This is a genomic window from Uliginosibacterium sp. sgz301328 (assembly GCF_041807905.1).
GTDB lineage: Bacteria > Pseudomonadota > Gammaproteobacteria > Burkholderiales > Rhodocyclaceae > JBGVSA01.
This window is the reverse complement of record NZ_JBGVSA010000003.1, coordinates 79,073-103,593: the sequence shown is the minus strand read 5'-3', so window position 1 is coordinate 103,593 and position 24,521 is coordinate 79,073. Positions and strand designations below refer to the sequence as shown.

Genomic DNA, 24,521 nt, shown 5'->3' with positions numbered 1-24,521 from the left:
GCGATTGCGATCCTGCCAGCCGCAGTAACGGCCGAACGGGCAGGGGTGGAGGCATGCGGGAGTTCCGGGGCTGACGCCGCTGCTGCAGCGCGGTAGGCTGACGGTATCAAAAGGGTTCGCGCGTATTCCGTGGTTTCCGATGGATGGGCGTATGCGCGGCCTCTCGTGCAAGGAGGTGTCGTCGATGTCGAGGATCTGGCCGTGAGCCGTGAATCATGATGGCGGAGAAAGATACCCCCCGTGGCACGGCGGCGACCGCCGCTGCGATTGCGCGTGTGCTCATCGATGGCTTCGATCGCCACTACCGGATTTTCGGTGAGACCACGCGAAGGGCCAAGGCGCGTTTCGAAGCCGCCGACTGGGTCGGGCAGTTGCACGCAGTGACCGCCCGCGTGCAGTTCTACGATGAGCGTGTGGAAGAAACGGTGCTGCGCCTGCGCCGCGAGTTCAACGCCGAGCAACTCGCCGACGCAACGTGGCAGCAGGCGAAGCTAGCCTTCATCGGTCACCTCATCAACCACAAGCAGCCCGAATTGGCCGAGACGTTCTTCAATTCGGTGTGCTGCAAGATCCTGCACCGGACGTATTTCCACAACGACTACATCTTCCAGCGGCCGGGCATGTCGACTGACTTCATCCAGTCATTCCCGCCGACCTGGTCGAGCTACTACCCGCAGCAGGAGGGCATGCGCGCGACGGTGCGGCGCATCGTGACCGATTTCGGCTGGGAGTTGCCTTTTGCGGATCTCGACCGCGACGTCGACTACGTCGTGCTCGCAGCGCGAGCGCACGTCGGCCGATGGCCCAAGCAGGACTTCAACCTGCAGATACAGGTGCTGTACTCGCCGTTCTACCGCAACAAGGCGAGCTACATCATCGGCAAGGTCATCAATGGATACCAGGAATATCCGTTTGCCATCGTCATCCGTAGCGATGACCGCGAGCTGTTCATCGACACGGTAATCATGGATGCGTGGCGCATATCGTTGCTGTTTTCGTTGTCGCGCGCGTATTTCATGGTCGACATGGAAGTGCCCTCGGCCTACGTGCGATTTCTCAAGTCGATCATGCCGCGCAAGCCCGAGAGCGAGATCTACACCATGCTGGGGCTGGGCAAGCAGGGCAAGACGATGTTCTACCGCGACCTCATCAGCCATCTTTCGCAGTCGAACGATCAATTCGTGGTGGCGCCGGGCATCCGTGGCATGGTGATGATGGTATTCACGCTGCCGTCGTTTCCGTACGTGTTCAAGGTCATCAAGGACCAGGGCGCGATCCAGAAGGACATGGACCCGGCCACGGTGAAGCGCAAGTACCTCATGGTGAAGCAGGTCGACCGGGTGGGGCGCATGGCCGACACGCTGGAGTTCTCCAATGTCGCGTTGCCGCGCCAACGCTTCGATGCCGGGCTGCTGCGCGAACTGCGCGAGGTGGCGGGCGACAGCGTGGAAGAAGACGGCCAGTCGGTCGTCATCCGTCATGTGTACATCGAGCGGCGGCTCATGCCGCTCAATCTCTTCCTGGACAGTGCGGACGACGCGCGGACCGACTACATCGTGCGCGAATACGGGCAAGCCATCCGCGAAATGGCGCAGGCCAACATCTTTCCCGGCGACATGCTCTGGAAGAACTTCGGCGTGACGCGTTACGGGCGCGTGGTGTTCTACGACTACGACGAAATCGAGTTCATGACCGATTGCCACTTCCGTTCGATCCCGCCGCCGCCCAACCCCGAGGCCGAAATGTCGGGCGAAGCGTGGTATCCGGTCGGGCGCAACGACATCTTTCCGGAAGAGTTCGGCGCCTTCCTGCTAGGGCGCGAGCCGGTGCGGCGGGCATTCATGACGCATCACGCCGACCTGTTGCAGGCGCCGTTCTGGCAGGCGACGCAACAGGCCCTGCGCGAGGGGCGCGTGGAGGATTTCTACCCCTACCCGCAGTCGCTGCGTTTCTGTCACATGTTTGGCCAGGACAAAATCCCGGAAGAGCCCGACTGGAGCCCGGTGTGGGCCGGCGCCCAGCCGGAGGACTGAGCCCGCGCGCCGCTGCGGTGTTCGCGCGGACGAAGGATTGGTCATAATCCAGGCTCGTTTCCTCGCCCCAGACCCCATTCGTGAACCGATCCCCTTCTACTGATGGCGATACGTCCCTGCTCGAACGCATCGCCGAAGCGTCTTCATGCGAAGACGCCTCATTGCTGGCAAGCCTCGTCGCGTGGCTGCGTCCCGCGCGTGGCGAGCGCATCGAGGCAGTCAACGCGCGCCTGGGTTCCGTGCTGCAGGTATTGCGCAGCCGCCCCGATCTGGCTGGCGGGTTGCGCGACTACGTCGCGATGCAGCTTGCGCAGCGTCGCCATCGTTTTCTGTACGCAGGCAGCGGCATTCTCGGCAACACGGGTTTTTTCACCGAGCTGCGTCACCGGCTGAGCGACCGGGTATTGCCACCTGCGCTCGATGCACGCTTTCTCGGCGACATGCTCGAAGAGGTCTTCACCGAGCCGAACGATTCCGACTGGTTGGCGCGCATCGACGATCACCTGTGGGATGAGCTGGTCGACGTGCTGGGTTTTGGCGGCCAGGGTGAAACCGATGCCGGCCGGAAACGGGCGGCGAACGAAATGCTCGATGCTGTGCGTATTCTTGCGTGCCGCCTGGCTGCACTCGGGCTGGAGCCCGACCTCGTTCGCTACCATGCGCCGCTGGCCCAGTACGAGTCGCCATTCCTGGCGTTGCAGCGCGAAATCGACGCATTGCTCGAGCCGATCCGAGGTGCCATCGTGGCGGGCGACTCCACAGCCTGGCCGGATCTGTCACATGCCAACGTGCTGGTCGAACAGTGCGTGGACGCGCTCGACCGCATCCGTCGCCAGTCACGCGAATCGGGCGCGGCCGTCAAACTGAGTTGGCACCTGACGCGTGCGCAGCAGATGATCGAGCGCGGCACCTTGTTGATGAGTCTGTTGCGGCCCGGCGAGGACGGCGCGCGGCGAGCGCGTGCACGCGACTTCTTCCTCGTGCTCGTGCGCAACGAGTGCCGCCGCAACAGCGTCGGCGACCTGGTCGGCGATCTGTTCCAGTTGCTGGCGCTGCAGGTGACCGAGCACGCCAGCAAGACGGGCGAGCACTACGTGACGCGCGACCGCGCAGGGTTCTGGCAGATGTTCCGTGCCGCTGCCGGCGCGGGATTCATCGTGGCGTTCATGGCACTGATCAAGGTCTTCATCGGCAACCTGCACCTGGCGCCGATCTGGGAGGCAGTGTGCTTCAGCCTCAATTACGGGCTGGGTTTCGTGTTCATCCACGTGCTGGGCTTTACCGTCGCGACGAAGCAACCCGCCATGACGGCTGCCACGCTCGCTGTGGCGCTCGATCCGCGGCAGGCTCAGGGGGGCCGCTCGCCCATGCAGGAACTGACCGAACTGATCGTGCAGGTGGTTCGATCGCAGTTCATTGCCATCGTTGGCAACGTCATCGTTGCAGTGGCGATATCGCTGCTGGTCGCTCTGGCGTGGACACATCTGTTCGGCACCCCGCCGGTGGGTACCGACAAGGCTCAACATCTGCTGCACGACCTGCACCCATGGCGCAGTCTGTCACTCATTCACGCCGGCATCGCCGGGTGTTGCCTGTTCCTGTCCGGGCTGATTTCCGGTTACTACGACAATAAAGCCATCTACAACCGCGTACCGGAGCGCCTGCTGCGCGTGCGCGGCTTGAAAACGCTGCTGGGCGAGGCCCGGCTGGCGAGGCTGGCCGATTACGTCGAGCACAATCTCGGCGCGCTGGCGGGGAATTTCCTCTTCGGCTGCATGTTGGGCAGCATGGGGACGATCGGCTTCTTGCTCGGTTTGCCGCTGGATATCCGCCACGTCACCTTCGCGGCGGCCAACTTTGCCTACGGGACGGATGCCATCGATTTTGCGATCGGTTGGCACGAAGCCCTGGTGCTGGGAGGCGGCGTGGTGCTCATTGCTGCAGTGAACCTTGCGGTGAGCTTCACGCTGGCGCTACGCGTGGCGCTCAAGTCGCGTGGAGTGCGCTTTGCCGAGCGCAAGCGCCTGCTGGGGATGTTGCTGGCCCGGTTCCGCGAGCGCCCGCGCGACTTCTTCTGGCCGCCGCGCGAACCGAAGGAACCGGTCGAGCAGTGACAAAAAAAGGGCGCCGCACCTTGCGGTGCGCGCGCCCTGGTTCCGTTGCCGGTGAGTCTTACTTGGCCAGCACGTTCTGCTTGGCCAGCTCCTCGCCGACCTTGGCGTTGAGCGTCTTCAGCTCGGCTTCGACGTTCGAATTGCAGTCGGCCAGGATGCGGTTGAAGCCGTCAGCCGTCGTCTGGCGAATCGGCTGCCAGTTCGGCACTTGCGGCACGTAACGCGCGCTCTTGCCGTAGAGGTCGGCAAACAGCGCCCAGCGCTCGTCGTTGTAGACCTTCTTGGTATCCACGTTCTTGTTGACCGACAGGCGCACCGCGGGGATGTTGGTGGTGCCCACCGCCATGCCGGTTTCCTGCGCTTCGGGCGAGATCATGTATTCCATGAACTGCTTGGCGTTGGCCTTGTTGCGGCTGGTCTTCATCATGAAGGCCGACGTGCCTTCGGCCAGCGTGGCCACACCCTTCGGGCCGGCCGGCGGTACGACCACTTCGATGGTGTCCTTGCCCGGGTCCTTGTCGAACAGGGCGATATGGTAGGGGCCGGAGAAGAACATGCCGGTCTGGCCGGAGCGGAAGGACGGGATGGCGTCGGCCGTGGTGGCGTTGATGGCGCCCGGTTGGGTGTACTTGTTGCAGATGAGCCCGCGCATGAAGCGCAGCGTTTCGGCTGCGGCCGGTTCATCCAGCGAAGGCTTGTAGCCGTCGCCCGACTTGCGGATGAAATCGCCGCCCGCCTGCCACAGGAACGAGCTCAGGAACCAGCTCGTGTAGCCGCGCGTCACCGAGCCCGGCAGGATGAAGCCATAAGTGTCGGCCTTGCCGTTGCCGTCCGGATCTTTCTCGGTGAAAGCCTTGGCGAGTGCTTCGAGGTCTTTCCACGTCTTGGGTTGCGGCAGGCCGAGCTTGGTGCGCCAATCCTTGCGGATGAACAGGGCGAACGATTGTGCCGAGGTCGGCACAGCGTAGTACTTGCCATTGAAGGCGCGCGCGCTTTCCCACGCCGCGTCGTAGAGGTCGGCGCCGCCCTTGATGCTCTTGCGGTCGATTTCGTCGACGATGCCCATCTGCACCAGATGGCCCATCAGCGCGGCATCGTCGAAGATCAGGTCGGGCAACTGGTTGCCGGTAGCGGCGCGTGCCAGACGTTGTTCAAAATCGGTGGTGGCGTTGAAGTACTCGACGGGAATGCCGGTCTTCTTCTCGAACGCGGCACCGATCTTTTCGTACACCACGCGCGAATCGTTACTGGCGCGAATCCACACCTGCAGGGGTTCTGCCGCCTGCGCCGTGGCGACGCAGCCCAGGGCGGCGACGCAGGTCGCCAGGAAGGTCTTGCTCAACATTGCTTCTGTCTCCTCGCTGTTTCTGCTTCCGCCTGCTGGCGGACGGTCTCATAGTAAAACGTTTGACATGCCTTTACATGCGGGTTTTCAGCAGTATTGGCATGTCGTCGATCAATCGAATAACTCTTCGGCGAGACGGGTCCGAGCGCCTTTTGCGCTACAGTCGCTGCTCCTTCACGGCAGGGAGCCCTTCATGGCTATCGAACGTAAACCGATCCGTCGCGGCGGCATACGCTCGGCGGGCTACGACCGCGGAGCACGCGTGCTGGAAGTGGAATTCGACAATGGTTCTGTGGTGCAGCACAGTGGCGTGGGCGACGAGATCGGGCGGCGATTCCTGGCGAGCGCGTCGCCGATGAGTTACTACAAGGACAACATCGAAGAGGAATTCACCATCCGGCGCATCAAGTGATGCGCCCCAAAAAAAGCAAAAAGGCCGCAGCGATGCGGCCTTTTCGTTGGTGCACGGTGCGTTCAGTGCTTGCCTGTGCTGCCGAATCCGCCTTCGCCGCGCTCGGAGGCCACGAATTCGTCGACCACGTTGAAGCCGACCTGCAGGACGGGGACGATGACCAGTTGCGCGATGCGTTCCATCGGTTGAACGACGAACGAGTCCTTGCCGCGATTCCAGGTGGAAATGAAGATCTGCCCCTGGTAGTCGGAATCGATCAGGCCAACCAGGTTGCCCAGTACGATGCCGTGCTTATGGCCCAGCCCGGAGCGCGGGAGGATCAGCGCGGCCATGGTGGGGTCGTCCAGGTGGATGGCGATGCCTGAAGGAATCAGGTGCGTGTCGCCTGGCCGGAAGGTGATCGGGTGCTCGATGCATGCACGCAGGTCGAGGCCGGCCGAGCCAGCACTGGCGTAGTGCGGCGGCGCCTCCTTCAGGCGCGGGTCAAGAATCTTGACGTCGATTTTCTTCATGGCTGTGTCGATTCGCTCTAAGTGATTGCGTTGAGATGCGGTGAATTCGTTCGGCCGTCAGTGCGGCGCGCGCGCGGGCAACATGCGTGCGAGGTGTTCCACGATGCCCTGCGCGACTTCGATCTTGCTGGCTGCCGGCAGCGGATGGCGCCCGGCGGCATCGTACAGGGTGACGCGATTGTCATCGCCGCCCATGCCGTCCTGCACCAGATTGCCCACGACCAGTTGCAGCTTTTTGGCGACGCGCTTGCCTTCGGCGTATTCGTCCAGCGCGCGGCTCTCCGCAGCAAAGCCCACGCAGAATGGCGGCGAGGGCAGGGCGGCGACGCCGGCGAGGATATCCGGATTGCGCGTGAGCGCCACTGACATTTCTGCGCCTGTCTTCTTGATCTTGTCGGTCGCGACCTCAACCGGACGATAATCCGCCACCGCCGCCACGCCAATGAAAATGTCATGGGCGGCCACGTGGTGCATGACGGCTTGATGCATCTGGCTGGCCGAATGCACGTCGATGCGCGACACGCCGTAGGGCGTATCAAGCGCCACCGGGCCGCTCACCAACAGCACCTCGGCGCCGGCGCGTGCGCACGCTTGCGCCAGGGCGTAACCCATCTTGCCGGAACTGATGTTGGTAATGCCGCGCACCGGATCGATGGCCTCGAACGTGGGGCCGGCCGTCATCAGCACACGGCGGCCCGCCAGCAGCTTGGGCGACAGAAAGGCGACCAGTCCTTCGAAGATGTCTTCGGGCTCCAGCATGCGGCCGTTGCCGACCTCGCCGCAGGCCTGGTCGCCAGCGTCCGGGCCGAGGAGGGCGATGCCGTCGTCACGAAGCAGGCGCACATTGCGCTGGGTGGCCGGGTTCTCCCACATCTGGCGGTTCATCGCCGGAGCGATCAATAGCGGACAGTCGCGCGCCAGACACAAGGTGCTGAGCAGGTCGTTGGCCATGCCGTGGGCCAGCTTCGACATGAAATCTGCGCTGGCTGGCGCAACCAGGACAGCATCCGCGCCGCGCGTCAGATCGATGTGCGCCATGTTGTTGTCCATGCGCGCGTCCCATGCGTCGGTCCACACGGGATTGCCCGACAGTGCCTGGAAGGTGACAGCCGTGACGAAGTGGGCGCCGCCCTCGGTCAATACCACGTGGACCTCCGCCCCCGCCTTGACCAGCAAGCGGACGAGTTCGGCCGTCTTGTAGGCCGCGATGCCGCCCGTCACGCCGACAACGATCTTCCGATTTGATAATGATGAAGTCATATCTTCCGTCCACCGGCACACAATGTGCGTCGATATTATCTCCCGGGGAGCGTGTGGTGGCGATCACTGACTGGCCTGTAGACGAGCGTCCGCGCGAACGTCTCTTGCGTTTGGGGGCTGCTCCGCTGTCCGATGCGGAGTTGCTGGCCATCTTCTTGCGTGTCGGCACGCGCGGCCAGACTGCCGTCGACCTCGCGCGCGTGCTGCTGTCCCACTTCGGCAGCCTGGAGCGGCTGTTCGATGCGGACGTCGAAGAGTTTTCCCGCCTGCCCGGCATGGGCCCGGCCAAATATGTACAGTTACAGGCGATCATCGAAATGTCGCGGCGAGCGCTGGGCGAAGGCTTGCGCACGCGCGATGCGCTGTCCTCGCCCGGTGCTGTGCGCGACTGGCTGCGCCTGCGGCTGGCCGCACTGCCGCATGAGGTCTTCATGGTGCTCATGCTCGACTCGCAGAATCGTCTGATCGAGGCTGTCGAACTGTTTCGGGGGACGCTCACGCAAACCAGCGTCTATCCGCGTGAGGTGGTCAAGCTGGCGCTGTCGCACAATGCTGCCGGGGTGATCCTGGCGCACAACCATCCTTCCGGCAGCGTGGAGCCCAGTTCGTCGGACGAAGCGCTGACGCGGGCGCTGGTGTCCGCTCTGGCGCTGGTCGACGTGCGGGTGCTCGATCACTTCATCGTGGCGGGCAAGGCGAAACCCTTGTCATTTGCCGAGCGAGGATTGTTGTAAAGCGTGGCGACATCATGGCGGGACGTGCTATTCTCGCCGACCCGAAAGCGGCCTGCGGCAAGGGTTTGGGCGTGTTTTGCGCGCGCCTTGCCTTGTGCCTGCAAAAGTGTATATAATCGCCGGCTTTCCGGAACCAATCCTCGGAGCGAGAACATGTCTCGAGTATGCCAAGTTACGGGCAAGGGCCCGATGGTGGGGAACAACGTTTCCCACGCCAACAACAAGACCAAGCGTCGTTTCCTGCCGAACCTCCAGCAACGCCGTTTCTGGCTGGAGTCTGAAAAGCGCTTCGTGCACCTGCGCGTGTCCAACGCCGGTCTGCGCACGATCGACAAGAAGGGTATCGAAGTCGTTCTGGCCGAGCTGCGCGCTCGCGGCGAGAAGGTCTAACAGCTGAATTTAACTCAGCCAGGCGCTGTGCCTCGCTGATCAGGAGATTGCAATGGCAAAAGGCGGCCGTGAAAAGATCAAGCTGGAGTCCACCGCGGGCACCGGCCATTTCTACACCACCAACAAGAACAAGCGCACCACCCCGGAAAAGCTTGAGTTCATGAAGTACGACCCCGTCGCTCGCAAGCACGTGGCGTACAAGGAAACCAAGCTCAAGTAATACCTCTCCGGTATGGCACGGGTGCGAACCCCTGCCAGCGAACGGTTGGTTCCGCGCGCAAGAAAAAACCCGCTCATGGCGGGTTTTTTCGTTTCTGGCGGCCGTTGCTGCCTTTCTGGCCCGGCGTCGATGGGGCAGGCTCGCCGCGGAAGACGTATACTGTCTGGTTTCCGCGATCCCCCTCCAGAGAAGTGTTGGCACCATGACGCATCCGAGTACAGAGAACCTCAACGTTGTCTCCTTCGATCACATGCCGTCGCCGGCCGAGATCAAGGCAGGACTGCCGTTGTCCGATGCAGCCGCCCAGACCGTCCTCAACGGCCGCCGCACCATTACCCGCATCCTTGACCGGCTCGATCCGCGCCCCGTGGTGATCGTCGGGCCGTGCTCGATCCACGATCCCGTCGCCGGCCTCGATTACGCGCGCCGCCTGCGCGAGTTGGCCGACGAGTTGTCCGATACGCTGTACATCGTCATGCGGGTCTATTTCGAAAAGCCGCGCACCTCTACGGGCTGGAAGGGTTTCATCAACGATCCGTACATGGATGACTCTTTCCGCATCGACGAAGGCATGCAGCGCGGCCGTCGCTTCCTGCTGGATGTGGCCGAAATGGGGCTGCCGGCTGCGACCGAGGCGTTGGACCCGATCGCGCCGCAATACTACGGCGACCTTGTGAGCTGGACCGCCATCGGCGCCCGCACGGCCGAATCGCAGACGCACCGCGAAATGGCCTCAGGCCTGTCGACGCCGGTGGGCTTCAAGAACGGCACCGATGGCTCGCTCGAAGCCGCCGTCAACGGGGTGCTGTCGGCATCGCACCCGCATAGCTTCCTTGGACTGAGTGAGCAGGGCGAATCGGCCATCATCCGCACGCGCGGCAACAAGTATGGCCATCTTGTGCTGCGTGGCGGGGGCGGTCGCCCGAACTACGACACGGTGTCGATTTCGCTGGCCGAACAGGCGCTGGCCAAGGCCAAGCTGCCGCAGAACATCTTCGTGGATTGCTCGCACGGCAATTCCTGGAAGAAGCCAGAACTCCAGCCGCTCGTCATGCGCGACGTGGTGGGGCAGATTCGCGACGGCAATCGTTCTATCGTCGGCGTGATGATCGAGAGCTTCATCGAAGCCGGCAACCAGAGCATTCCGGAAGACCTGTCGCAACTGCGCTATGGCTGTTCGGTGACCGATGCCTGCATCAGTTGGGACACCACGGCCGCAATGCTGCGCGACTCGGCGCGCATTCTGAGCGACGTCGTTCTGCAGCGGGCAGCGGCCTGATTTTGCGGCGCGCCGCATGCGTGGTGCGCCGCCTTCACTGAAAGATCTACATGCACCTGATCCAGCCTTTCGCCGGCCTGCGTCCGGCAGCCGGCCGCGCCGCCGAAATCGTTGCGCCTCCGTACGACGTGCTCTCCAGCGACGAAGCCCGTGTGCGCGCCAATGGCAAGCCGTGGAGCTTCCTGCACATTTCCAAGCCCGAAATCGATCTGCCGGCGGGTACCGACCTGTATTCGGCCGAAGTCTATGCCAAGGCGGCCGAAAACCTCGCGCGCATGCGCGAAGCCGGCGTGCTGGTGCAGGACGCCTCGCCCCTGTACTACGCCTACCGCATCATCATGGGCGAGCACGTGCAGACCGGCCTGGTCGCGGCGGCTTCCGTGGCTGACTACGACAAGAACCGCATCCGCCGCCACGAACTGACCCGTCCGGACAAAGAAGACGACCGCGTACGCCAGATCGAGGCGCTCAACGCCCAGACCGGCCCGGTGCTCCTGGCCTATCCGCCCGCACCGGACGTCGACCGCATCCTGGCGCAGGCCAGTCAGGGCGAGCCGCTTGCGGATGCTGTTGCCGACGACGGTGTGCGCCACACGGTCTGGGCGATTACCGATGCGGCCGCCATCGCCGCATTGACGGCCGCCTTCGACGCGCTGCCGGCGCTGTACATCGCCGACGGACACCATCGTTCGGCAGCCGCTTCGCGCGTGTGCGCGTCTCGCCGTGCCGCCAATCCAGCGCACACGGGCAATGAGTCCTACAACTACTTCCTGTCGGTGATCTTTCCTGAGCATCAGCTCAAGATTCTCGACTACAACCGCGTGGTGACTGACCTGAACGGCCTGTCGGAAGACGCCTTCCTTGCCAGTCTGGCAACGGCGTTCACCGTCGAGCCGAGCACCAGCCCGGTCAAGCCGGCGCGCCATGGCGAGTTCGGCATGTTCCTGACCGGCAAGTGGTATCGCTTGGCGATCAAGCCGGGCCTGGTGCCGCAGGATCCGGTGGCTCGACTGGACGTGAGTCTGCTGTCGGACCACTTGCTGACGCCGATCCTCGGCATCGCCGACCTGCGTCGCGACAAACGCATCGATTTCGTCGGCGGCATCCGCGGCCTGCCCGAACTGGAAAAGCGCGTGAACAGCGGCGAGATGAAGGTTGCCTTCAGCATGTATCCGACCACGCTGGCCGACCTGATGGCCGTGGCCGACGCCGATCAGATCATGCCGCCGAAGTCGACCTGGTTCGAACCGAAACTGGCCGACGGCCTGCTATCGCACGTAATAGGCTGAATCCCGTGCGCCCGCCCCGGCCGGGGCGGGCTTCCTGGCGCCGGAGAGGGTGCCGCATGCTGCGCCTTTGCCGGAGGCTGTTGTGAGCGCGACGACCGCATTCATTACTCACCCGGATTGCTGGCTGCACACCATGGGCGACATGCACCCCGAGTCGCCCGACCGGCTATCCGCCATCGCCGATCAGATGATCGCTTCGGGGCTTGGCGCGCTCGTCGAACAGTTCGACGCGCCCTCTGCGACCGATCAACAGCTCGCGCTCGCACACTCCCCGCTCTACGTTGCGCAACTCAGCGAGCTCGCGCCCGAGCGCGGCATCGTCCATCTCGATCCCGATACAGCCATGTGCCGCGATACCCTGCGTGCCGCGCGGCGCGCGGCCGGGGCGGGGATCATGGCGACCGATCTCGTGCTGGACGGTTCGGCCCGCAATGCCTTCTGCGCCGTACGCCCGCCCGGCCACCATGCTGAATCCATGCGGGCGATGGGCTTCTGCTTCTTCAACAATCTCGCCGTCGCCGCGCGCCATGCGCTGGATGAGCGCGGTCTGTCGCGCATCGCGGTCGTCGATTTCGACGTGCATCACGGCAACGGCACCGAGCAGATATTCGCCGCCGATCCGCGCGTGCTGATGGTCGGTTTCTTCCAGTCGCCGTTGTATCCCTACTGCGGCACCGAGCCGGCCGGCCCCAACATGCTCAATACGCCGCTGCCCGCCGCGACCAGCGGCAAGGTCGTGCGCGAACTGCTGGAAAGCACCTGGTTGCCGGCGTTGGCGGCCCATGCTCCCGAAATGCTGTTCATTTCGGCGGGCTTCGATGCTCACCGCGAGGACGACATGGCCTCCATGGCGCTGGTGGAGTCGGACTACGCGTGGATGACCGAGCGGCTGTGCGAATTCGCCGACCGATACTGCGAGGGGCGCATCGTGTCGTTGCTGGAAGGCGGTTACGACCTGTCGGCATTGGGGCGCAGCGTGGCCGCCCATGTCCGCGCCCTGATCGGCTGACGGGCGCCAAAGTCTTGTAACGATTTGTGCGCGCTCCCTTTGTGGCTGGACGTGTCGCCCGACGGGCTTCAGGTACAATCGCGTGATTAACCTCAGCGCTCACTAGCACATGATTACGGGTTCCCTTGTCGCGCTCATCACACCGATGACGCCGGATGGCCAACTGGATTTCTCCCGCCTCAGAGAGCTCATCGATTTCCACGTCAGCGAAGGTTCGGACGGTCTGGTGATCGTCGGCACCACCGGCGAATCCCCGACGGTCAGTGTCGAGGAACACTGCGAACTGATCCGCGCTTCGGTCGAACACGCTGCCGGTCGCCTGCCGATCATCGCGGGCGCCGGTGCCAATTCGACGCGGGAAGCCATCGAGCTGACGCGCTTTGCCAAGAAAGTCGGCGCCGATGCCGTGCTGTCGGTGGTGCCGTACTACAACCGCCCGACGCAGGAAGGCCTGTACCAGCACTTCCGCTCCATCGCCGAAGGCGAAAACATCCCCGTCATCCTGTACAACGTGCCGGGCCGTACCGTGGCCGATCTGGCCAACGATACGACCCTGCGCCTGGCGCAGATCGACAACATCGTCGGCATCAAGGACGCCACTGGCAACATCGAGCGCATCACCGACCTGGCGCGTCGCGCACCGGCCGACTTTGGGCTCTACAGCGGCGACGACATGACCAGCCTGGCATTCATGCTGCTGGGGGGACATGGCGTGATCTCGGTCACCGCCAACGTCGCACCGCGCCTGATGCGCGACCTGTGCGCCGCCGCCCGCGAGGGGAACCTCGCACGCGCTCGGGAGATCAACAACCAGCTCTATCTCCTGAATCGCGACCTGTTCTGCGAAGCCAACCCGATCCCGGTCAAGTGGGCCGCCCAGCAAATGGGGCTGTGCCAACCGGGCATCCGTCTGCCACTCACGGAACTGTCCACGCAGTTCCACGAGAAAGTCCGCGCCGCGCTCCAAGCCGCCGGCTGCCTGAAGTGAAAGGGAAGTGATGATGAACCGGAGTACAGCGGGTGCAGCCGCTCTGTCCGTGCTGGCTGCATTGACGCTCAGCGCCTGCGGTGGCAGTGCCAATACCAAGCCCAACAGCGTCGACTACAAGAGCGGCGCGCCGGCCAACCGCAATACGCTTGAAGTCCCGCCCGACCTGATCGCGCCGACGCGCGACGATCGTTTCGCCATCCCCGACGCGAGCAATGCCCAGCGCGGCTCGGCGTCGCTGGCGACCTACACCGCCGGCCAGGCGGCTTCCCCCGTGGAGTCCGCCAAGCTGCAGCCGCTGCAGTCCGACACCATGCACGTCGAACGCCAGGGCGACGAACGGTGGCTGGTCATCAAGGGTACGCAGGCGGGGATCTGGCCGCAGTTGCGCGCCTTCTGGGAAGACAACGGCTTTACGCTGACCACCGACAGCCCGCAGACGGGCGTGATGGAAACCGACTGGCTCGAAAACCGCGCCAAGCTGCCGCAGGACTGGCTGCGCCGCAATTTCGGCTCGATCATCTCGCCGGTGTCCGATACGGGCATGCGCGACAAATTCCGTACGCGCGTCGAGCCGGGCAGGGAAGCCGGCACGATCGACGTGATCATCACCCATCGCGGTATCCAACAGGTCTGCTCGGATGACCGCTGCATGTTCCTGCAATGGCAGCCGCGCCGTCCCGATCCGGGCCTGGAAGACGAGATGGTGCGTCTCTTCATGGTCAAGCTCGCCGGTGGCGACGAGAAGAAGGTCGAGCAGATCGCCAACCAGCCCAGCTCGCAGCCGGCACGCGCTGCGCTGACGGGTACGGGCAGCGAAATGCAACTGGCCGTCGATGGCGAGATCGATCGCGTGTGGCGCCAGCTTGGCTCCGCGCTGGATCGCGTCGGCCTGGTGGTGGAAGACCGCGACCGTGCGAAGAACACCTACTTCGTGCGCTACGTGTCGGCCGAAGACCTCAAGCAGAAGGATTCGGGCAACTGGTTTACGTCGATGTTCTCCAGCAAGCCGACGCCGGGTACCAACCAGTACCGCATCGTGGCATCGCCCTCCGGCAACAAGACGCTGGTGCGCGTGCAGGACAAGGACGGTGCCGCCGTCTCTTCCGAATCGGCCCGCCAGATCCTGACGCTCTTGTTCAACGAGCTGAAGTGATCCGCTTCGCGTCCCTTGGCAGTGGCAGTCGGGGCAACGCCCTGGTTGTCGAAGCCGGGGGCACGCGAGTCCTCCTCGATTGCGGATTCGGGCTGCGCGAGACCATCGCGCGGCTCGGCCGCCTCGGCCTGATCGCCGAGGGTCTCGACGCCATCCTCGTCACGCACGAGCACGGCGACCACGTCGGCGGCGTCGCCCGTCTGGCGGCACGCTTCAACATCCCCGTCTATCTCACGAACGGCACGCGCAGTGCGTGCGCGGCATTGCACGCAGAGCGGCGCGTGCACCTCATCGAAGGCGGGCGCGAGTTCGCCATTGGCGACCTCCATGTCGCACCCTACGCCGTGCCGCACGATGCGCGCGAACCGGTCCAGTACGTCTTCTCGGATGGTGCAGTCAGTCTTGGTGTGCTGACCGATGCCGGCCACGCCACCGAAGCCATGATGGCTCGACTGTCGGGGCTCGAGGCATTGGTGCTCGAATGCAACCATGACGTGGACATGCTGCGCGACGGCCCGTACCCGCGGTTTCTCAAGGCCCGCGTGGGCGGCGATCGCGGCCATCTCGCCAATGCGCAGGCCGCGCAGATTCTGCAGGGCATCGACAGGTCGCGCCTGCGGCACATTGTCGCCGCCCATCTTTCCGAAAAGAACAACACGCCGCGCCACGCGCGTACCGCGCTGGCCGATGCACTCGGCTGCCACGGCGACTGGGTATGCATCGCCGGACAGGAAGACGGCTTCGCCTGGCGGCAGATATGAACGCGCCGACAGAAGCCGCGGCCTGCTATCACTGCGGCCTTCCCGTGCCCGTCGGCGTTCGCCTGCAAGTGCGGGTGGACGGTGAAGCGCGCGCCATGTGTTGCCCGGGTTGTCAGGCGGTGGCGCAGGCCATCGTCGACAACGGCCTCGAAGACTACTACCGCCATCGCGACGCGCTGCCGGAATCGCCCCGCGATGCGGCCGCGCTCGTCCCTTCGGAGCTCGAACTCTTCGACATGCCCGCCTTCCAGGAAGGCTTCGTGCGCCTTGCCGGCGAACATGAGCGCGAGGCCGACCTGATCCTGGAAGGCATCACCTGCGCTGCCTGCATCTGGCTCAACGAGCGACATCTGGGGCAACTCAAGGGTGTCACCGCCGTACAGGTGAACTACACCACCCGGCGTGCGCGTGTGCGTTGGGACGAGCAACGCATCCGCCTCTCTGACATTCTCGCCGGCGTGGCCGAACTGGGTTATCGCGCCCATCCGTTCGACCCGCAGCGTTCCGAGGAAGTCGCCCAGCGCGAGCGTCGCTCAGCCCTGTGGCGCCTGTTCGTCGCAGGCTTCGGCATGATGCAGGTGATGATGTATGCGTATCCGGCCTACATCGCGCGCGCTGGCGACATGACGCCCACGGTGATCGGCATCATGCGCTGGGCGAGCCTGATCCTGACCTTGCCCGTCGTCCTCTATTCGGCAGCGCCGTTCTTCCGACGTGCCTGGCGCGACCTGTCGATGCGCAGGCTCGGCATGGACGTTCCCGTGGCGCTGGGCATCGGCAGTGCATTCCTGGCGAGCATGTGGGCGACCCTGTCCGGCGCCGGCGAGGTTTACTTCGATTCGGTCACGATGTTCGTGTTCTTCCTGCTGGCCGGACGCTACCTCGAAATGCTCGCCCGCCAGCGCGCATCGCGCGGCGTTGAAGCGGTGACGCGGCTGATTCCCGCGTATGCGCGCCGGATCGAAGCCGGTGTCGATGAACGCGTGCCCATTGCGTCGCTGGCCGAAGGCGATCTGCTGCGGGTCTTGCCGGGCGAAGTGATCGTCGCCGATGGCGTGGTGACCGATGGCCGCAGCGAAGTCGACGAATCCTGGCTGACCGGCGAGAGCCGACCCGTCACCAAGGCCGTGAATGACGAAGTCTTTGCTGGCAGCATCAACGCGGCCAGCCCGCTCGTATTCCGTGCCCGGCACGTTGCCGACGCGACGCGTTTTTCGGCACTGCGGCGTTTGATGGAGCGCGCTGCAAGCGAGCGGCCGCGCATTGTCGAGCAGGCCGATCGCGTGGCCGGGCGCTTCGTCGCAGTGCTTCTGCTGCTGGCAGTCGCAACGGGCCTCTATTGGTGGCAGGTCGATCCCGCGCATGCGTTCTGGATTTTCGTATCGGTGCTGGTCGTCAGTTGCCCGTGCGCGCTGTCCCTGGCCACGCCCGCCGCGATGACCGTAGCGACGGACGCATTCGGCCGGCTGGGGTTGCTTGTGACGCGTGCGCATGCGATCGAGACACTGGCGCGCGCGGACTGGTTCGTGTTCGACAAGACCGGCACGCTGACCGAAGGGCGCATCCGTCTGCGCGAAGTGCGTACCGCGCCCGGCATCGAGCGCGCAGATGCGCTGGCGGTCGCCGCAGCGCTGGAACGCCAATCCGAGCACGCCATTGCACAGGCCATCGTCGCGGCGGATACGGCAACACGGCCGGCGACGGACGTCCGCGTCACTGCCGGGCAGGGAGTGGAAGGGCGCGTCGATGGCTTGGCGTGCGCCATCGGACGCCATGCTTTCGTCGCCGCACGGGCGACCGCGCCGATCCCTGAGTCCTTGCGCGCGGACGCGGCGAGCGAAGTCATGCTCGTGCGCGACGGCCAATGGCTGGCGTCGTTCATCATCGACGACGCATTGCGTGGCGATGCGCTCGAGATGATCCGCGGATTGCGCGCCCAAGGGTGTGGTGTGAGCCTTTTCAGCGGCGATGCGAAAGGCCCTGTGCACGGGGTAGCGGACGCTCTCGGCATTGAAGATGCTCGTGCCGGCATGACGCCCGAAGCCAAGCACGCCGCCCTGCGCGCCTTGCAGGAGCAGGGCCATACCATCGCGATGGTCGGCGATGGCATCAACGACGCACCGGTGCTGGCGGGCGCGCACGTGTCGATTGCCATGGGCGGCGGAACCGAACTGGCGCGTAATCAGGCCGACATCCTGCTGCTCAACGACGCCTTGTCGCGCATCCTCGATGGCCGCCGCCTTGCCCGCCGCACGCTCGGCATCGTTCGCCAGAACCTGGGCTGGGCGTTTGCCTATAACACCCTGTCGGTCCCTGCCGCCATGCTCGGCTGGGTCACCCCGTGGATGGCGGGCATCGGCATGGGCGCGAGCTCATTGTTGGTGGTGCTGAATGCGTTGCGAATTGCCCGGCGCAGGAATATCCCGCGAAAGGCGGGCGATCTCTTGGTCTAGTATCGGAAAGGCCTGAATCGCAAATCAGGCGATAGGCGGGCAAATCTGCCTCTGTCGTCTGGTTCTTCTCGGATATTGGCCGTGCGCAAACCGGTTTGCCGCCGTTCTGTCGGAATAACCGGCTCCCCTCTGGAGATCTCCATGTCCGACATCATCGCCAAGATCGCGGATGAGTACGACGAAGTCCCGTACCTGTCTTCCGCGTTTCCCTCGTCCTGCCCCGAGCACCTGCAGGGACTCGGTCATCTGTTCAATGTGCCGGGGCCGGATGTCGAACGTGCCCGTGTACTGGAGCTCGGCTGCTCGATGGGCGGCAATATCATCCCGTTTGCCGCGCGCTGGCCGCAGGCGAAGGTGGTCGGGCTCGACCTGTCGCCCACGCAGATCGCCAGCGGGCAGCGCATCGTCGAAGCAATGGGCCTGACGAACATCGAACTGCGCCAGATGAACCTGATGGACGTGAGGCCGGCACTGGGCCAGTTCGACTACATCATCTGTCATGGCGTCTACAGTTGGGTGCCTGCCGACGTGCAGGACACCATCCTGCGCGTCTGCTCAGAAAACCTCGCGCCCGAGGGGCTCGCGTACGTGAGCTACAACACCTACCCCGGCTGGAAGGGCAAGGAAATCCTGCGCGACGCGATGATGCTGCGCGGCGGCCACCGGGCCACGGCCAGCGAGCGTCTGGCGTATGCCCGCGGCATGATCGACTTCCTGGAAAAATGGGCCAAGCCCGGGTCGATGCTGGCGACCGCCCTGGCCGGACATGCCGAAACGATCCGCAATGGCTCGCCGCACTATCTGCTGCACGAATATCTCGAAGCCTGCAATGCGCCGTGCTACTTCAAGGACTTCATCGCCGCTGCGGGTAAGCATGGTCTGGGCTACGTCGCGGAATCCAATGCGGCACGCATGGTGGTGTCGCACCACGGCGCAGAGGTGGAACGCGCATTGCTGTCAGAACTCAAGGACCAGATCGACATCGAGCAGTATCTCGACTTCATCCAGGACTCGGCGTTCCGCACCACGATCCTGGCGCACAAGGCGCACATGGAGAAGGTCGCCTATGCTGTTCCGGCAGCAGGGTTCCGTGGTTGCCACGTTGCCGCCGGCCGCAGTCCCGGCAAGCCCAACGGCGGCGAGCCTGGCATCAGCGTTCACAATCTCATCGTGAATCGCATTCTGGCCGCCTGGCCATCCACGGTGCCGGTCGACGAATTGATCGACGCCAGCAAACGCGAGTTTGCCGCCCATGATCCAGCGGAAATCGAAAGCATGGTGCTGCAATCGTTGCGCATGGTGTTCCTGCACGGCGCGCTGCGCGTACGCCGCCATCCGGTCGTGGTCGGTGCCAATGAAGCGACGCATCCGCGGGTTGTTGCCGGCATGGCGGAACTCGTGGCGATCTCGGGCGGTGGGCTGCCGCAGGTGCAGCTATTCAACGCCTGGCACGAGGCTGTATCGCTGGATGTCGTATCGCAGCGCCTCATTCCGCGCTTGGATGGCACGCGCGATCGTGCCGAGCTGTGCGCCGCAATGGTCGAGGACGCAGCCAAGGGGGTGTTGCGCTTCACGCGCGACGGGGTGCAAGTGACGGACGCGGTCGAGATCGAACATTGCGTGCAGGAGCATGTCGGCAACAGTCTGCGCAATCTGCGCAAGCTGGCGATCCTGGCATGAAGTGACGCGCAGCCGACGGGGCGGCGGAGCCGCCTTGTTCGGCGTACTGAGAGTTTGCACCGCGTCACGCGCAGAAAGCGGGGCGGGTGCTTGATGCGATATAATCGCCGGTTTGCCGCGATCTGCAGTCCATTTGGGCTGCGGACCTTGAATTTTGGTGCCGAGGAAGGGACTCGAACCCTTACACCTTGCGGCGGCGGATTTTGAATCCGCTGCGTCTACCGATTCCGCCACCTCGGCTTGAGGAGCGCGGATTATGATTCAAGCGGCGCCGGCCAGCAAGTTTCACGATCAAATACGACCCGTGTCCGACCCAAGTACTGCTCTCACCCTCGACGATTTCGACTACGAACTTCCTCCTGAACTCATCGCACAGGCGCCATTGGCCGACCGTTCCGGCAGCCGGTTGCTTGAAGTGAAGGGCGATTCGCTCGTTGACCGCAATTTCCGTGATCTGCCAGGTCTGCTGCGCGATGGCGATCTGCTGGTGTTCAATGACAGTCGCGTGCTGCATGCGCGACTGTTCGGCGTAAAGGCCACCGGCGGACAGGTCGAAGTGATGATCGAGCGCCCGGTGGGTGAGCACGAAGCCATCGCCATGGTTCGCGCCAGCAAAACGCCCAAGGCTGGTTCGACGATCCGGCTGGCCGATGCGTTCGACGTCGAAGTGCTCGGACGGGTGGGGGAGTTCTTCCACCTGCGCTTTCCGTCCGACGTGCCGGCCATCGACTACATCGAGCGCTACGGACGCCTGCCCCTGCCGCCGTACATTGAGCGCAGCGCGCAGGAGACCGACGAGGCCCGTTACCAAACGGTGTATGCGCGCGAGTTGGGCAGCGTCGCCGCTCCCACGGCGGGTCTGCATTTCGATGATGCGCTCTTTGCCGAGTTGCAGGCCCGTGGCGTGAGCCGGGCCTTTGTCACGTTGCATGTCGGCGCAGGCACTTTCCAGCCGGTACGCGCCCATCGGCTGTCCGAGCATGTCATGCACCGCGAGTGGTACAGCGTGCCGCAGGCCACCGTCGATGCGATCGCGCGCACGCGCGCCGCGGGAGGGCGTGTGATCTGCGTCGGCACGACCAGCATGCGCACGCTGGAAAGTGCGGCACAATCCGGTTCGCTGGTCGCCGGCAGCGCCGAAACCGGCATCTTCATCACTCCCGGGTACCGTTTCCGCGTGGCCGACGCCCTGGTCACCAACTTCCATCTGCCGCGCTCGACACTGCTGATGCTGGTGTCCGCACTGGCCGGCATGGAGCCGATCCGCCGCGCCTACGCTCACGCCGTCGCTCAGCGCTACCGTTTCTTCAGCTACGGGGACGCCATGTTCCTCGAGCGCGCAACCGAACAGACATCATGAAATTCGACCTGCTCAACACCTCCGGCGCCGCGCGCCGCGGGCGCCTGCACCTGAATCACGGCGTCATCGATACGCCCACTTTCATGCCGGTCGGCACCTACGGCACGGTCAAGGCGATGAGCCCGGCCGAACTCAACGACATCGGCGCACAGATCTGCCTGGGCAACACGTTCCACCTGTGGCTGCGGCCGGGACTGGATGTCATCGGGCGCTTTGGCGGGCTGCATGCCTTCATGGGCTGGGACAAGCCGATCCTCACCGATTCGGGCGGCTTCCAGGTGTTTTCGCTTGGCGCGCTGCGCAAGATCACGGAGGAGGGGGTCAAGTTCTCCTCGCCGGTCAATGGCGACAAGCTGTTCCTGACGCCCGAAGAGTCGATGCGCATCCAGCACGTGCTCAACTCCGACGTGGTGATGATCTTTGACGAATGCACGCCGTATCCGGCCGATCATGCCCAGGCGGCGGCTTCGATGCGATTATCGATGCGCTGGGCGCGCCGCTCGCGCGATGAGTTCCTGCGGCTGGAAAACCGTAACGCCCAGTTCGGCATCGTCCAGGGCGGCATGCACGAAGACCTGCGCGAAGAGTCGCTCGCCGGGTTGAGCGACATCGGTTTCGAAGGTTTTGCCATCGGCGGCCTGTCGGTGGGCGAGCCCAAGGAAGAATTCCACCGCGTGCTGGCGCACACCGCACCGCGCCTGCCGCAGCAGAAACCGCGCTACCTGATGGGCGTGGGTACGCCGGAGGACCTTGTTTATGGCGTCTCGCAGGGCGTTGACATGTTCGATTGCGTCATGCCCACCCGCAACGCCCGCAATGGCTGGTTATTTACCCAATGGGGCGATCTCAAGATCCGCAACGCCCGCCACAAGACCGATACAGGCCCGATCGACGTGGATTGCACCTGTTACACCTGCCGCAATTTCTCGCGCGCGTATCTGCACCACCTCGACCGCGCGGCGGAAATGCTCGGGCCGCGCCTGATGACCATCCACAACCTGCACTACTATCAGCAATTGATGCGCGAGATGCGTGCCGCCATCGACGCGGATCGTTTCAGCGACTTCATGGTCGAATTTGCGGCAAAGCGGCAACGCGGCGCCTGAAGACTGCTTCAGCCATGACCGGTCACCGTTTGAACCGATAGTGGCTGATATATACTCATCCGTTAATTTTTTTCGCCTTAATCGATTCTGGAGAGCAACGTGTTCATTTCCAACGCTTACGCGCAAACCGCCGCTGCTGCCGAGGCCCCTGCCGGCGGCCTGCTGAGCCTTCTGCCCATGGTGCTGATCTTCGTGGTGATGTACTTCATCATGATCCGCCCCCAAATGAAGCGTGCGAAGGAACACAAGAATCTTCTTGCAGCGCTGACCAAGGGGGACGAAGTCATCACCGCCGGCGGAATCGCCGGTCGTATCGTCCAGGTGCAGGAGAGCTTCGTGAAGGTCGAGATCGCCAATGGCGTCGAAGTCACGGTTCAGAAAGGCTCCATTGGCACCGTGCTGCCGAAGGGCACGCTGAAGAACTCGTAAGACCTGCCCGAAGCCCCGCCCGTCACAGACCGGCGGGGCTTCGTTTCAATATCAGCTCAGTCATTCCGAACAATGAATCGCTATCCGCTCTGGAAAAACCTGCTGGTCGTCATCGCGTTGATCCTTGGCCTGGTCTACACGCTGCCGAACTTCTACGGTGAAGTGCCCGCCGTGCAGGTATCGGCCGCCCGTTCCACGCTCAAGGTCGACGCCGCGCTCGAGCAGCGCGTGCTCGATACGCTCAATGCCGCTGGCATCAGGAACACGGGCATCGTGCGCGACCAGGGCAGCCTGCGCGTGCGTCTGAACGACACCGATACGCAGCTCAAGGCCAAGGACGCCATCGAGCGCGCCCTCAACACCGATCCCACCGACCCCGGCTACGTCGTTGCGCTGAACCTGCTGTCGGCCAGCCCGCGGTGGCTGGCGTCGATCGGCGCGCTGCCCATGTACCTCGGTCTCGACCTGCGCGGCGGCGTGCACTTCCTGCTGCAGGTCGACATGAACGGCGCCATCACCAAGAGTCTGGACGCCACTGCCGGCGACCTGCGCTCGCTGCTGCGCGACAAGAAGGTCAGCTACAGCGGCATCAGCCGTGACGGCACCAACCTGACGATCCGCTTCCGCGACGACGAAGCTCGCCAGAATGGCCTGAATTACATCCGCGACATGCGCAACGACCTGCAGTTTACGCAACGCAGCGAGAACGGCGAATCGCTGCTGATTGCCTCGCTGACCCTGCAGGCGCAAAAGACCATCCAGGACGAGGCGATCAAGCAGAACATCACCACCCTGCACAACCGCGTGAACGAACTCGGCGTGGCCGAACCGGTCATCCAGCAGCAAGGCGCGGACCGCATCGTCGTGCAACTGCCGGGCGTGCAGGACGTAGGCAAGGCCAAGGATCTGATTGGCCGCACCGCCACACTCGAAGTGCGCATGGCCGCCGAGAACGTGGTCAACCCGAACGAACCGCCCCCCGGCACTGAAATGTTCGGCGAGCCGCGCGAGGGCATGATCGTGCCGCGCTTCGTCAAAAAGCAGGTCGTGCTGACCGGCGACCGCTTCGTCGGTGCACAGGCCGCTTTCGACAGCAACCACCAGCCGGCCGTGGCCGTGCGCCTGGATGCCGCCGGCGGCCGCATCATGAAGGACGTCACCCGCGAGAACATCGGCAAGATGATGGCCATCATCCTGTTCGAAAAGGGCAAGGGCGAAATCATCTCGCTGGCCCGCATCCAGGGTGAGTTTTCCAACCAGTTCCAGATCACCGGCCAGTTCACGACCGAAGAGACCAACCGCCTGGCGATCCTGATCCGTTCCGGTTCGCTGGCCGCGCCGATGGACATCATCGAAGAACGCACCATCGGCCCGAGCCTCGGTGCCGACAACATCGACAAGGGTTTCCACTCCGTGCTGTGGGGGTTCCTGGCGATCGTCGCGTTCATGTGCGTGTACTACCAGCTGTTCGGTCTGATCTCGGCGCTGGCGCTGTCGGCCAACCTGCTGTTGCTGGTTGCCTTGCTGTCGTTGCTGCAGGCCACGCTGACACTGCCGGGTATTGCCGCTATCGCGCTGACGCTCGGTATGGCCATCGACGCCAACGTGCTGATCAATGAACGCATCCGTGAAGAACTCCGCGCCGGTGCCAGCCCGCAGGCTGCCATCAACGCCGGTTACCACAACGCGTTCCGCACGATTCTCGACTCCAACGTGACCACGCTGATCGCCGGCGTCGCACTGCTGGCCTTCGGTTCGGGCCCGGTGCGCGGCTTCGCGGTGGTCCACTGCCTGGGCATCCTGACCTCGATGTTCAGCGCCGTGGTGATCTCGCGCGCCATCACCAACCTGGTCTACGGCCGTCGTCGCAAGCTCGACAAGCTGTCGATCGGTCAGGTGTGGAAGCCCCAGACCTGATTCTCCGACGAGACGCACAACTGGACTCGATGGGTGCCGGCAAGGCCGGCGCCCGCAGATGAAGAGACGAAAAA

Annotated in this window: 21 protein-coding genes and 1 tRNA gene; 18 read left to right on the top strand and 4 right to left on the bottom strand. The window is 64.0% G+C overall.

Going from position 1 to position 24,521, the window contains the following annotated elements:
* Nucleotides 1-215 precede the first annotated feature (215 nt).
* A complete protein-coding gene (gene aceK, locus ACDA63_RS03210) occupies nucleotides 216-2,033 on the top strand; it encodes a bifunctional isocitrate dehydrogenase kinase/phosphatase (protein ID WP_373661729.1) in 1,818 nt (605 codons plus the stop codon).
* An 80-nt stretch (nucleotides 2,034-2,113) separates the two neighbouring features.
* A complete protein-coding gene (locus ACDA63_RS03205; protein WP_373661728.1) occupies nucleotides 2,114-4,147 on the top strand; it encodes a site-specific recombinase in 2,034 nt (677 codons plus the stop codon).
* A gap of 58 nt (nucleotides 4,148-4,205) precedes the next feature.
* Here ACDA63_RS03205 and ACDA63_RS03200 read toward each other — a convergent pair whose 3' ends face one another.
* Nucleotides 4,206-5,492, bottom strand: a complete 1,287-nt coding sequence (locus ACDA63_RS03200) for a sugar ABC transporter substrate-binding protein (RefSeq protein ID WP_373661727.1) — start codon at nucleotides 5,490-5,492, stop codon at nucleotides 4,206-4,208.
* A gap of 193 nt (nucleotides 5,493-5,685) precedes the next feature.
* On the opposite strand from ACDA63_RS03200, the gene ACDA63_RS03195 reads away from it, so the two are divergent.
* Entirely contained in the window at nucleotides 5,686-5,904 is a 219-nt protein-coding gene (locus ACDA63_RS03195) for a KTSC domain-containing protein (protein ID WP_373661726.1), read from the top strand.
* Nucleotides 5,905-5,966: 62 nt separating this feature from the next.
* On the opposite strand, the gene dut is transcribed toward ACDA63_RS03195, so the two are convergent.
* Together dut and coaBC are read right to left on the bottom strand one after the other, a co-directional pair.
* Nucleotides 5,967-6,416 carry a dUTP diphosphatase gene (dut, locus tag ACDA63_RS03190; protein WP_373661725.1) on the bottom strand — a complete coding sequence of 150 codons (450 nt, stop codon included), beginning with the start codon at nucleotides 6,414-6,416 and terminating at the stop codon, nucleotides 5,967-5,969.
* Between the two features lie 57 nt (nucleotides 6,417-6,473).
* Nucleotides 6,474-7,676 carry a bifunctional phosphopantothenoylcysteine decarboxylase/phosphopantothenate--cysteine ligase CoaBC gene (gene coaBC, locus ACDA63_RS03185; protein WP_373661724.1) on the bottom strand — a complete coding sequence of 401 codons (1,203 nt, stop codon included), beginning with the start codon at nucleotides 7,674-7,676 and terminating at the stop codon, nucleotides 6,474-6,476.
* Between the two features lie 56 nt (nucleotides 7,677-7,732).
* On the opposite strand from coaBC, the gene radC reads away from it, so the two are divergent.
* The 11 genes from radC to ACDA63_RS03130 all read left to right on the top strand — a co-directional run bounded on the left by radC (nucleotide 7,733) and on the right by ACDA63_RS03130 (nucleotide 19,635).
* Nucleotides 7,733-8,410: a DNA repair protein RadC gene (radC, locus tag ACDA63_RS03180; RefSeq protein ID WP_373661723.1), complete on the top strand. Its 678-nt coding sequence runs from the start codon at nucleotides 7,733-7,735 to the stop codon at nucleotides 8,408-8,410.
* 153 nt (nucleotides 8,411-8,563) lie between these two features.
* Nucleotides 8,564-8,800, top strand: a complete 237-nt coding sequence (gene rpmB, locus ACDA63_RS03175) for a 50S ribosomal protein L28 (RefSeq protein WP_373661722.1) — start codon at nucleotides 8,564-8,566, stop codon at nucleotides 8,798-8,800.
* Nucleotides 8,801-8,852: 52 nt separating this feature from the next.
* On the top strand, nucleotides 8,853-9,020 hold the full coding sequence (gene rpmG, locus ACDA63_RS03170) for a 50S ribosomal protein L33 (RefSeq protein WP_373661721.1): 168 nt from the start codon (nucleotides 8,853-8,855) through the stop codon (nucleotides 9,018-9,020).
* A 202-nt stretch (nucleotides 9,021-9,222) separates the two neighbouring features.
* Complete coding sequence (locus tag ACDA63_RS03165) at nucleotides 9,223-10,299, top strand: 3-deoxy-7-phosphoheptulonate synthase (protein ID WP_373661720.1); 1,077 nt, start codon at nucleotides 9,223-9,225, stop codon at nucleotides 10,297-10,299.
* Between the two features lie 50 nt (nucleotides 10,300-10,349).
* On the top strand, nucleotides 10,350-11,588 hold the full coding sequence (locus tag ACDA63_RS03160) for a DUF1015 domain-containing protein (protein ID WP_373661719.1): 1,239 nt from the start codon (nucleotides 10,350-10,352) through the stop codon (nucleotides 11,586-11,588).
* Nucleotides 11,589-11,721: 133 nt separating this feature from the next.
* Nucleotides 11,722-12,597: a histone deacetylase family protein gene (locus ACDA63_RS03155; protein ID WP_373661878.1), complete on the top strand. Its 876-nt coding sequence runs from the start codon at nucleotides 11,722-11,724 to the stop codon at nucleotides 12,595-12,597.
* 109 nt (nucleotides 12,598-12,706) lie between these two features.
* Entirely contained in the window at nucleotides 12,707-13,585 is an 879-nt protein-coding gene (gene dapA, locus ACDA63_RS03150) for a 4-hydroxy-tetrahydrodipicolinate synthase (RefSeq protein ID WP_373661718.1), read from the top strand.
* Between the two features lie 13 nt (nucleotides 13,586-13,598).
* Nucleotides 13,599-14,741: an outer membrane protein assembly factor BamC gene (bamC, locus tag ACDA63_RS03145; RefSeq protein ID WP_373661717.1), complete on the top strand. Its 1,143-nt coding sequence runs from the start codon at nucleotides 13,599-13,601 to the stop codon at nucleotides 14,739-14,741.
* Complete coding sequence (locus ACDA63_RS03140; protein WP_373661716.1) at nucleotides 14,738-15,502, top strand: MBL fold metallo-hydrolase; 765 nt, start codon at nucleotides 14,738-14,740, stop codon at nucleotides 15,500-15,502. Before bamC ends, ACDA63_RS03140 begins: the two co-directional genes overlap by 4 nt.
* Nucleotides 15,499-17,955, top strand: a complete 2,457-nt coding sequence (locus ACDA63_RS03135; RefSeq protein WP_373661715.1) for a heavy metal translocating P-type ATPase — start codon at nucleotides 15,499-15,501, stop codon at nucleotides 17,953-17,955. The genes ACDA63_RS03140 and ACDA63_RS03135 overlap by 4 nt, the downstream gene beginning before the upstream one ends.
* 141 nt (nucleotides 17,956-18,096) lie before the next feature.
* Complete coding sequence (locus tag ACDA63_RS03130) at nucleotides 18,097-19,635, top strand: methyltransferase regulatory domain-containing protein (protein WP_373661714.1); 1,539 nt, start codon at nucleotides 18,097-18,099, stop codon at nucleotides 19,633-19,635.
* 155 nt (nucleotides 19,636-19,790) lie between these two features.
* Here the strand turns inward: ACDA63_RS03130 and ACDA63_RS03125 are convergent.
* Nucleotides 19,791-19,875: transfer RNA gene (locus ACDA63_RS03125), tRNA-Leu, on the bottom strand.
* A 64-nt stretch (nucleotides 19,876-19,939) separates the two neighbouring features.
* Here ACDA63_RS03125 and queA point away from each other — a divergent pair.
* The 4 genes from queA to secD all read left to right on the top strand — a co-directional run bounded on the left by queA (nucleotide 19,940) and on the right by secD (nucleotide 24,447).
* On the top strand, nucleotides 19,940-20,995 hold the full coding sequence (gene queA / locus ACDA63_RS03120) for a tRNA preQ1(34) S-adenosylmethionine ribosyltransferase-isomerase QueA (protein WP_373661713.1): 1,056 nt from the start codon (nucleotides 19,940-19,942) through the stop codon (nucleotides 20,993-20,995).
* Nucleotides 20,992-22,101, top strand: coding sequence for a tRNA guanosine(34) transglycosylase Tgt (gene tgt / locus ACDA63_RS03115; RefSeq protein WP_373661712.1), 1,110 nt, complete (start codon nucleotides 20,992-20,994; stop codon nucleotides 22,099-22,101). The genes queA and tgt overlap by 4 nt, the downstream gene beginning before the upstream one ends.
* Before the next feature lie 99 nt (nucleotides 22,102-22,200).
* Nucleotides 22,201-22,530, top strand: a complete 330-nt coding sequence (gene yajC / locus ACDA63_RS03110; RefSeq protein WP_373661711.1) for a preprotein translocase subunit YajC — start codon at nucleotides 22,201-22,203, stop codon at nucleotides 22,528-22,530.
* A gap of 72 nt (nucleotides 22,531-22,602) precedes the next feature.
* Entirely contained in the window at nucleotides 22,603-24,447 is a 1,845-nt protein-coding gene (gene secD, locus ACDA63_RS03105) for a protein translocase subunit SecD (protein ID WP_373661710.1), read from the top strand.
* The last annotated feature ends 74 nt before the right edge of the window (nucleotides 24,448-24,521 follow it).

Bases quoted from the DNA above. Each gene is read 5' to 3' on its own strand.
- ACDA63_RS03200 (WP_373661727.1), bottom strand. From the start codon at position 5,492: ATGTTGAGCAAGACCTTCCTGGCGACCTGCGTCGCCGCCCTGGGCTGC.
- ACDA63_RS03130 (WP_373661714.1), top strand. From the start codon at position 18,097: ATGTCCGACATCATCGCCAAGATCGCGGATGAGTACGACGAAGTCCCG.
- ACDA63_RS03160 (WP_373661719.1), top strand. From the start codon at position 10,350: ATGCACCTGATCCAGCCTTTCGCCGGCCTGCGTCCGGCAGCCGGCCGC.
- bamC (WP_373661717.1), top strand. From the start codon at position 13,599: ATGAACCGGAGTACAGCGGGTGCAGCCGCTCTGTCCGTGCTGGCTGCA.
- tgt (WP_373661712.1), top strand. From the start codon at position 20,992: ATGAAATTCGACCTGCTCAACACCTCCGGCGCCGCGCGCCGCGGGCGC.
- ACDA63_RS03165 (WP_373661720.1), top strand. From the start codon at position 9,223: ATGACGCATCCGAGTACAGAGAACCTCAACGTTGTCTCCTTCGATCAC.
- dapA (WP_373661718.1), top strand. From the start codon at position 12,707: ATGATTACGGGTTCCCTTGTCGCGCTCATCACACCGATGACGCCGGAT.
- dut (WP_373661725.1), bottom strand. From the start codon at position 6,416: ATGAAGAAAATCGACGTCAAGATTCTTGACCCGCGCCTGAAGGAGGCG.
- secD (WP_373661710.1), top strand. From the start codon at position 22,603: ATGAATCGCTATCCGCTCTGGAAAAACCTGCTGGTCGTCATCGCGTTG.
- ACDA63_RS03155 (WP_373661878.1), top strand. From the start codon at position 11,722: ATGGGCGACATGCACCCCGAGTCGCCCGACCGGCTATCCGCCATCGCC.
- rpmB (WP_373661722.1), top strand. From the start codon at position 8,564: ATGTCTCGAGTATGCCAAGTTACGGGCAAGGGCCCGATGGTGGGGAAC.
- coaBC (WP_373661724.1), bottom strand. From the start codon at position 7,676: ATGACTTCATCATTATCAAATCGGAAGATCGTTGTCGGCGTGACGGGC.
- rpmG (WP_373661721.1), top strand. From the start codon at position 8,853: ATGGCAAAAGGCGGCCGTGAAAAGATCAAGCTGGAGTCCACCGCGGGC.
- ACDA63_RS03195 (WP_373661726.1), top strand. From the start codon at position 5,686: ATGGCTATCGAACGTAAACCGATCCGTCGCGGCGGCATACGCTCGGCG.
- ACDA63_RS03135 (WP_373661715.1), top strand. From the start codon at position 15,499: ATGAACGCGCCGACAGAAGCCGCGGCCTGCTATCACTGCGGCCTTCCC.
- aceK (WP_373661729.1), top strand. From the start codon at position 216: ATGATGGCGGAGAAAGATACCCCCCGTGGCACGGCGGCGACCGCCGCT.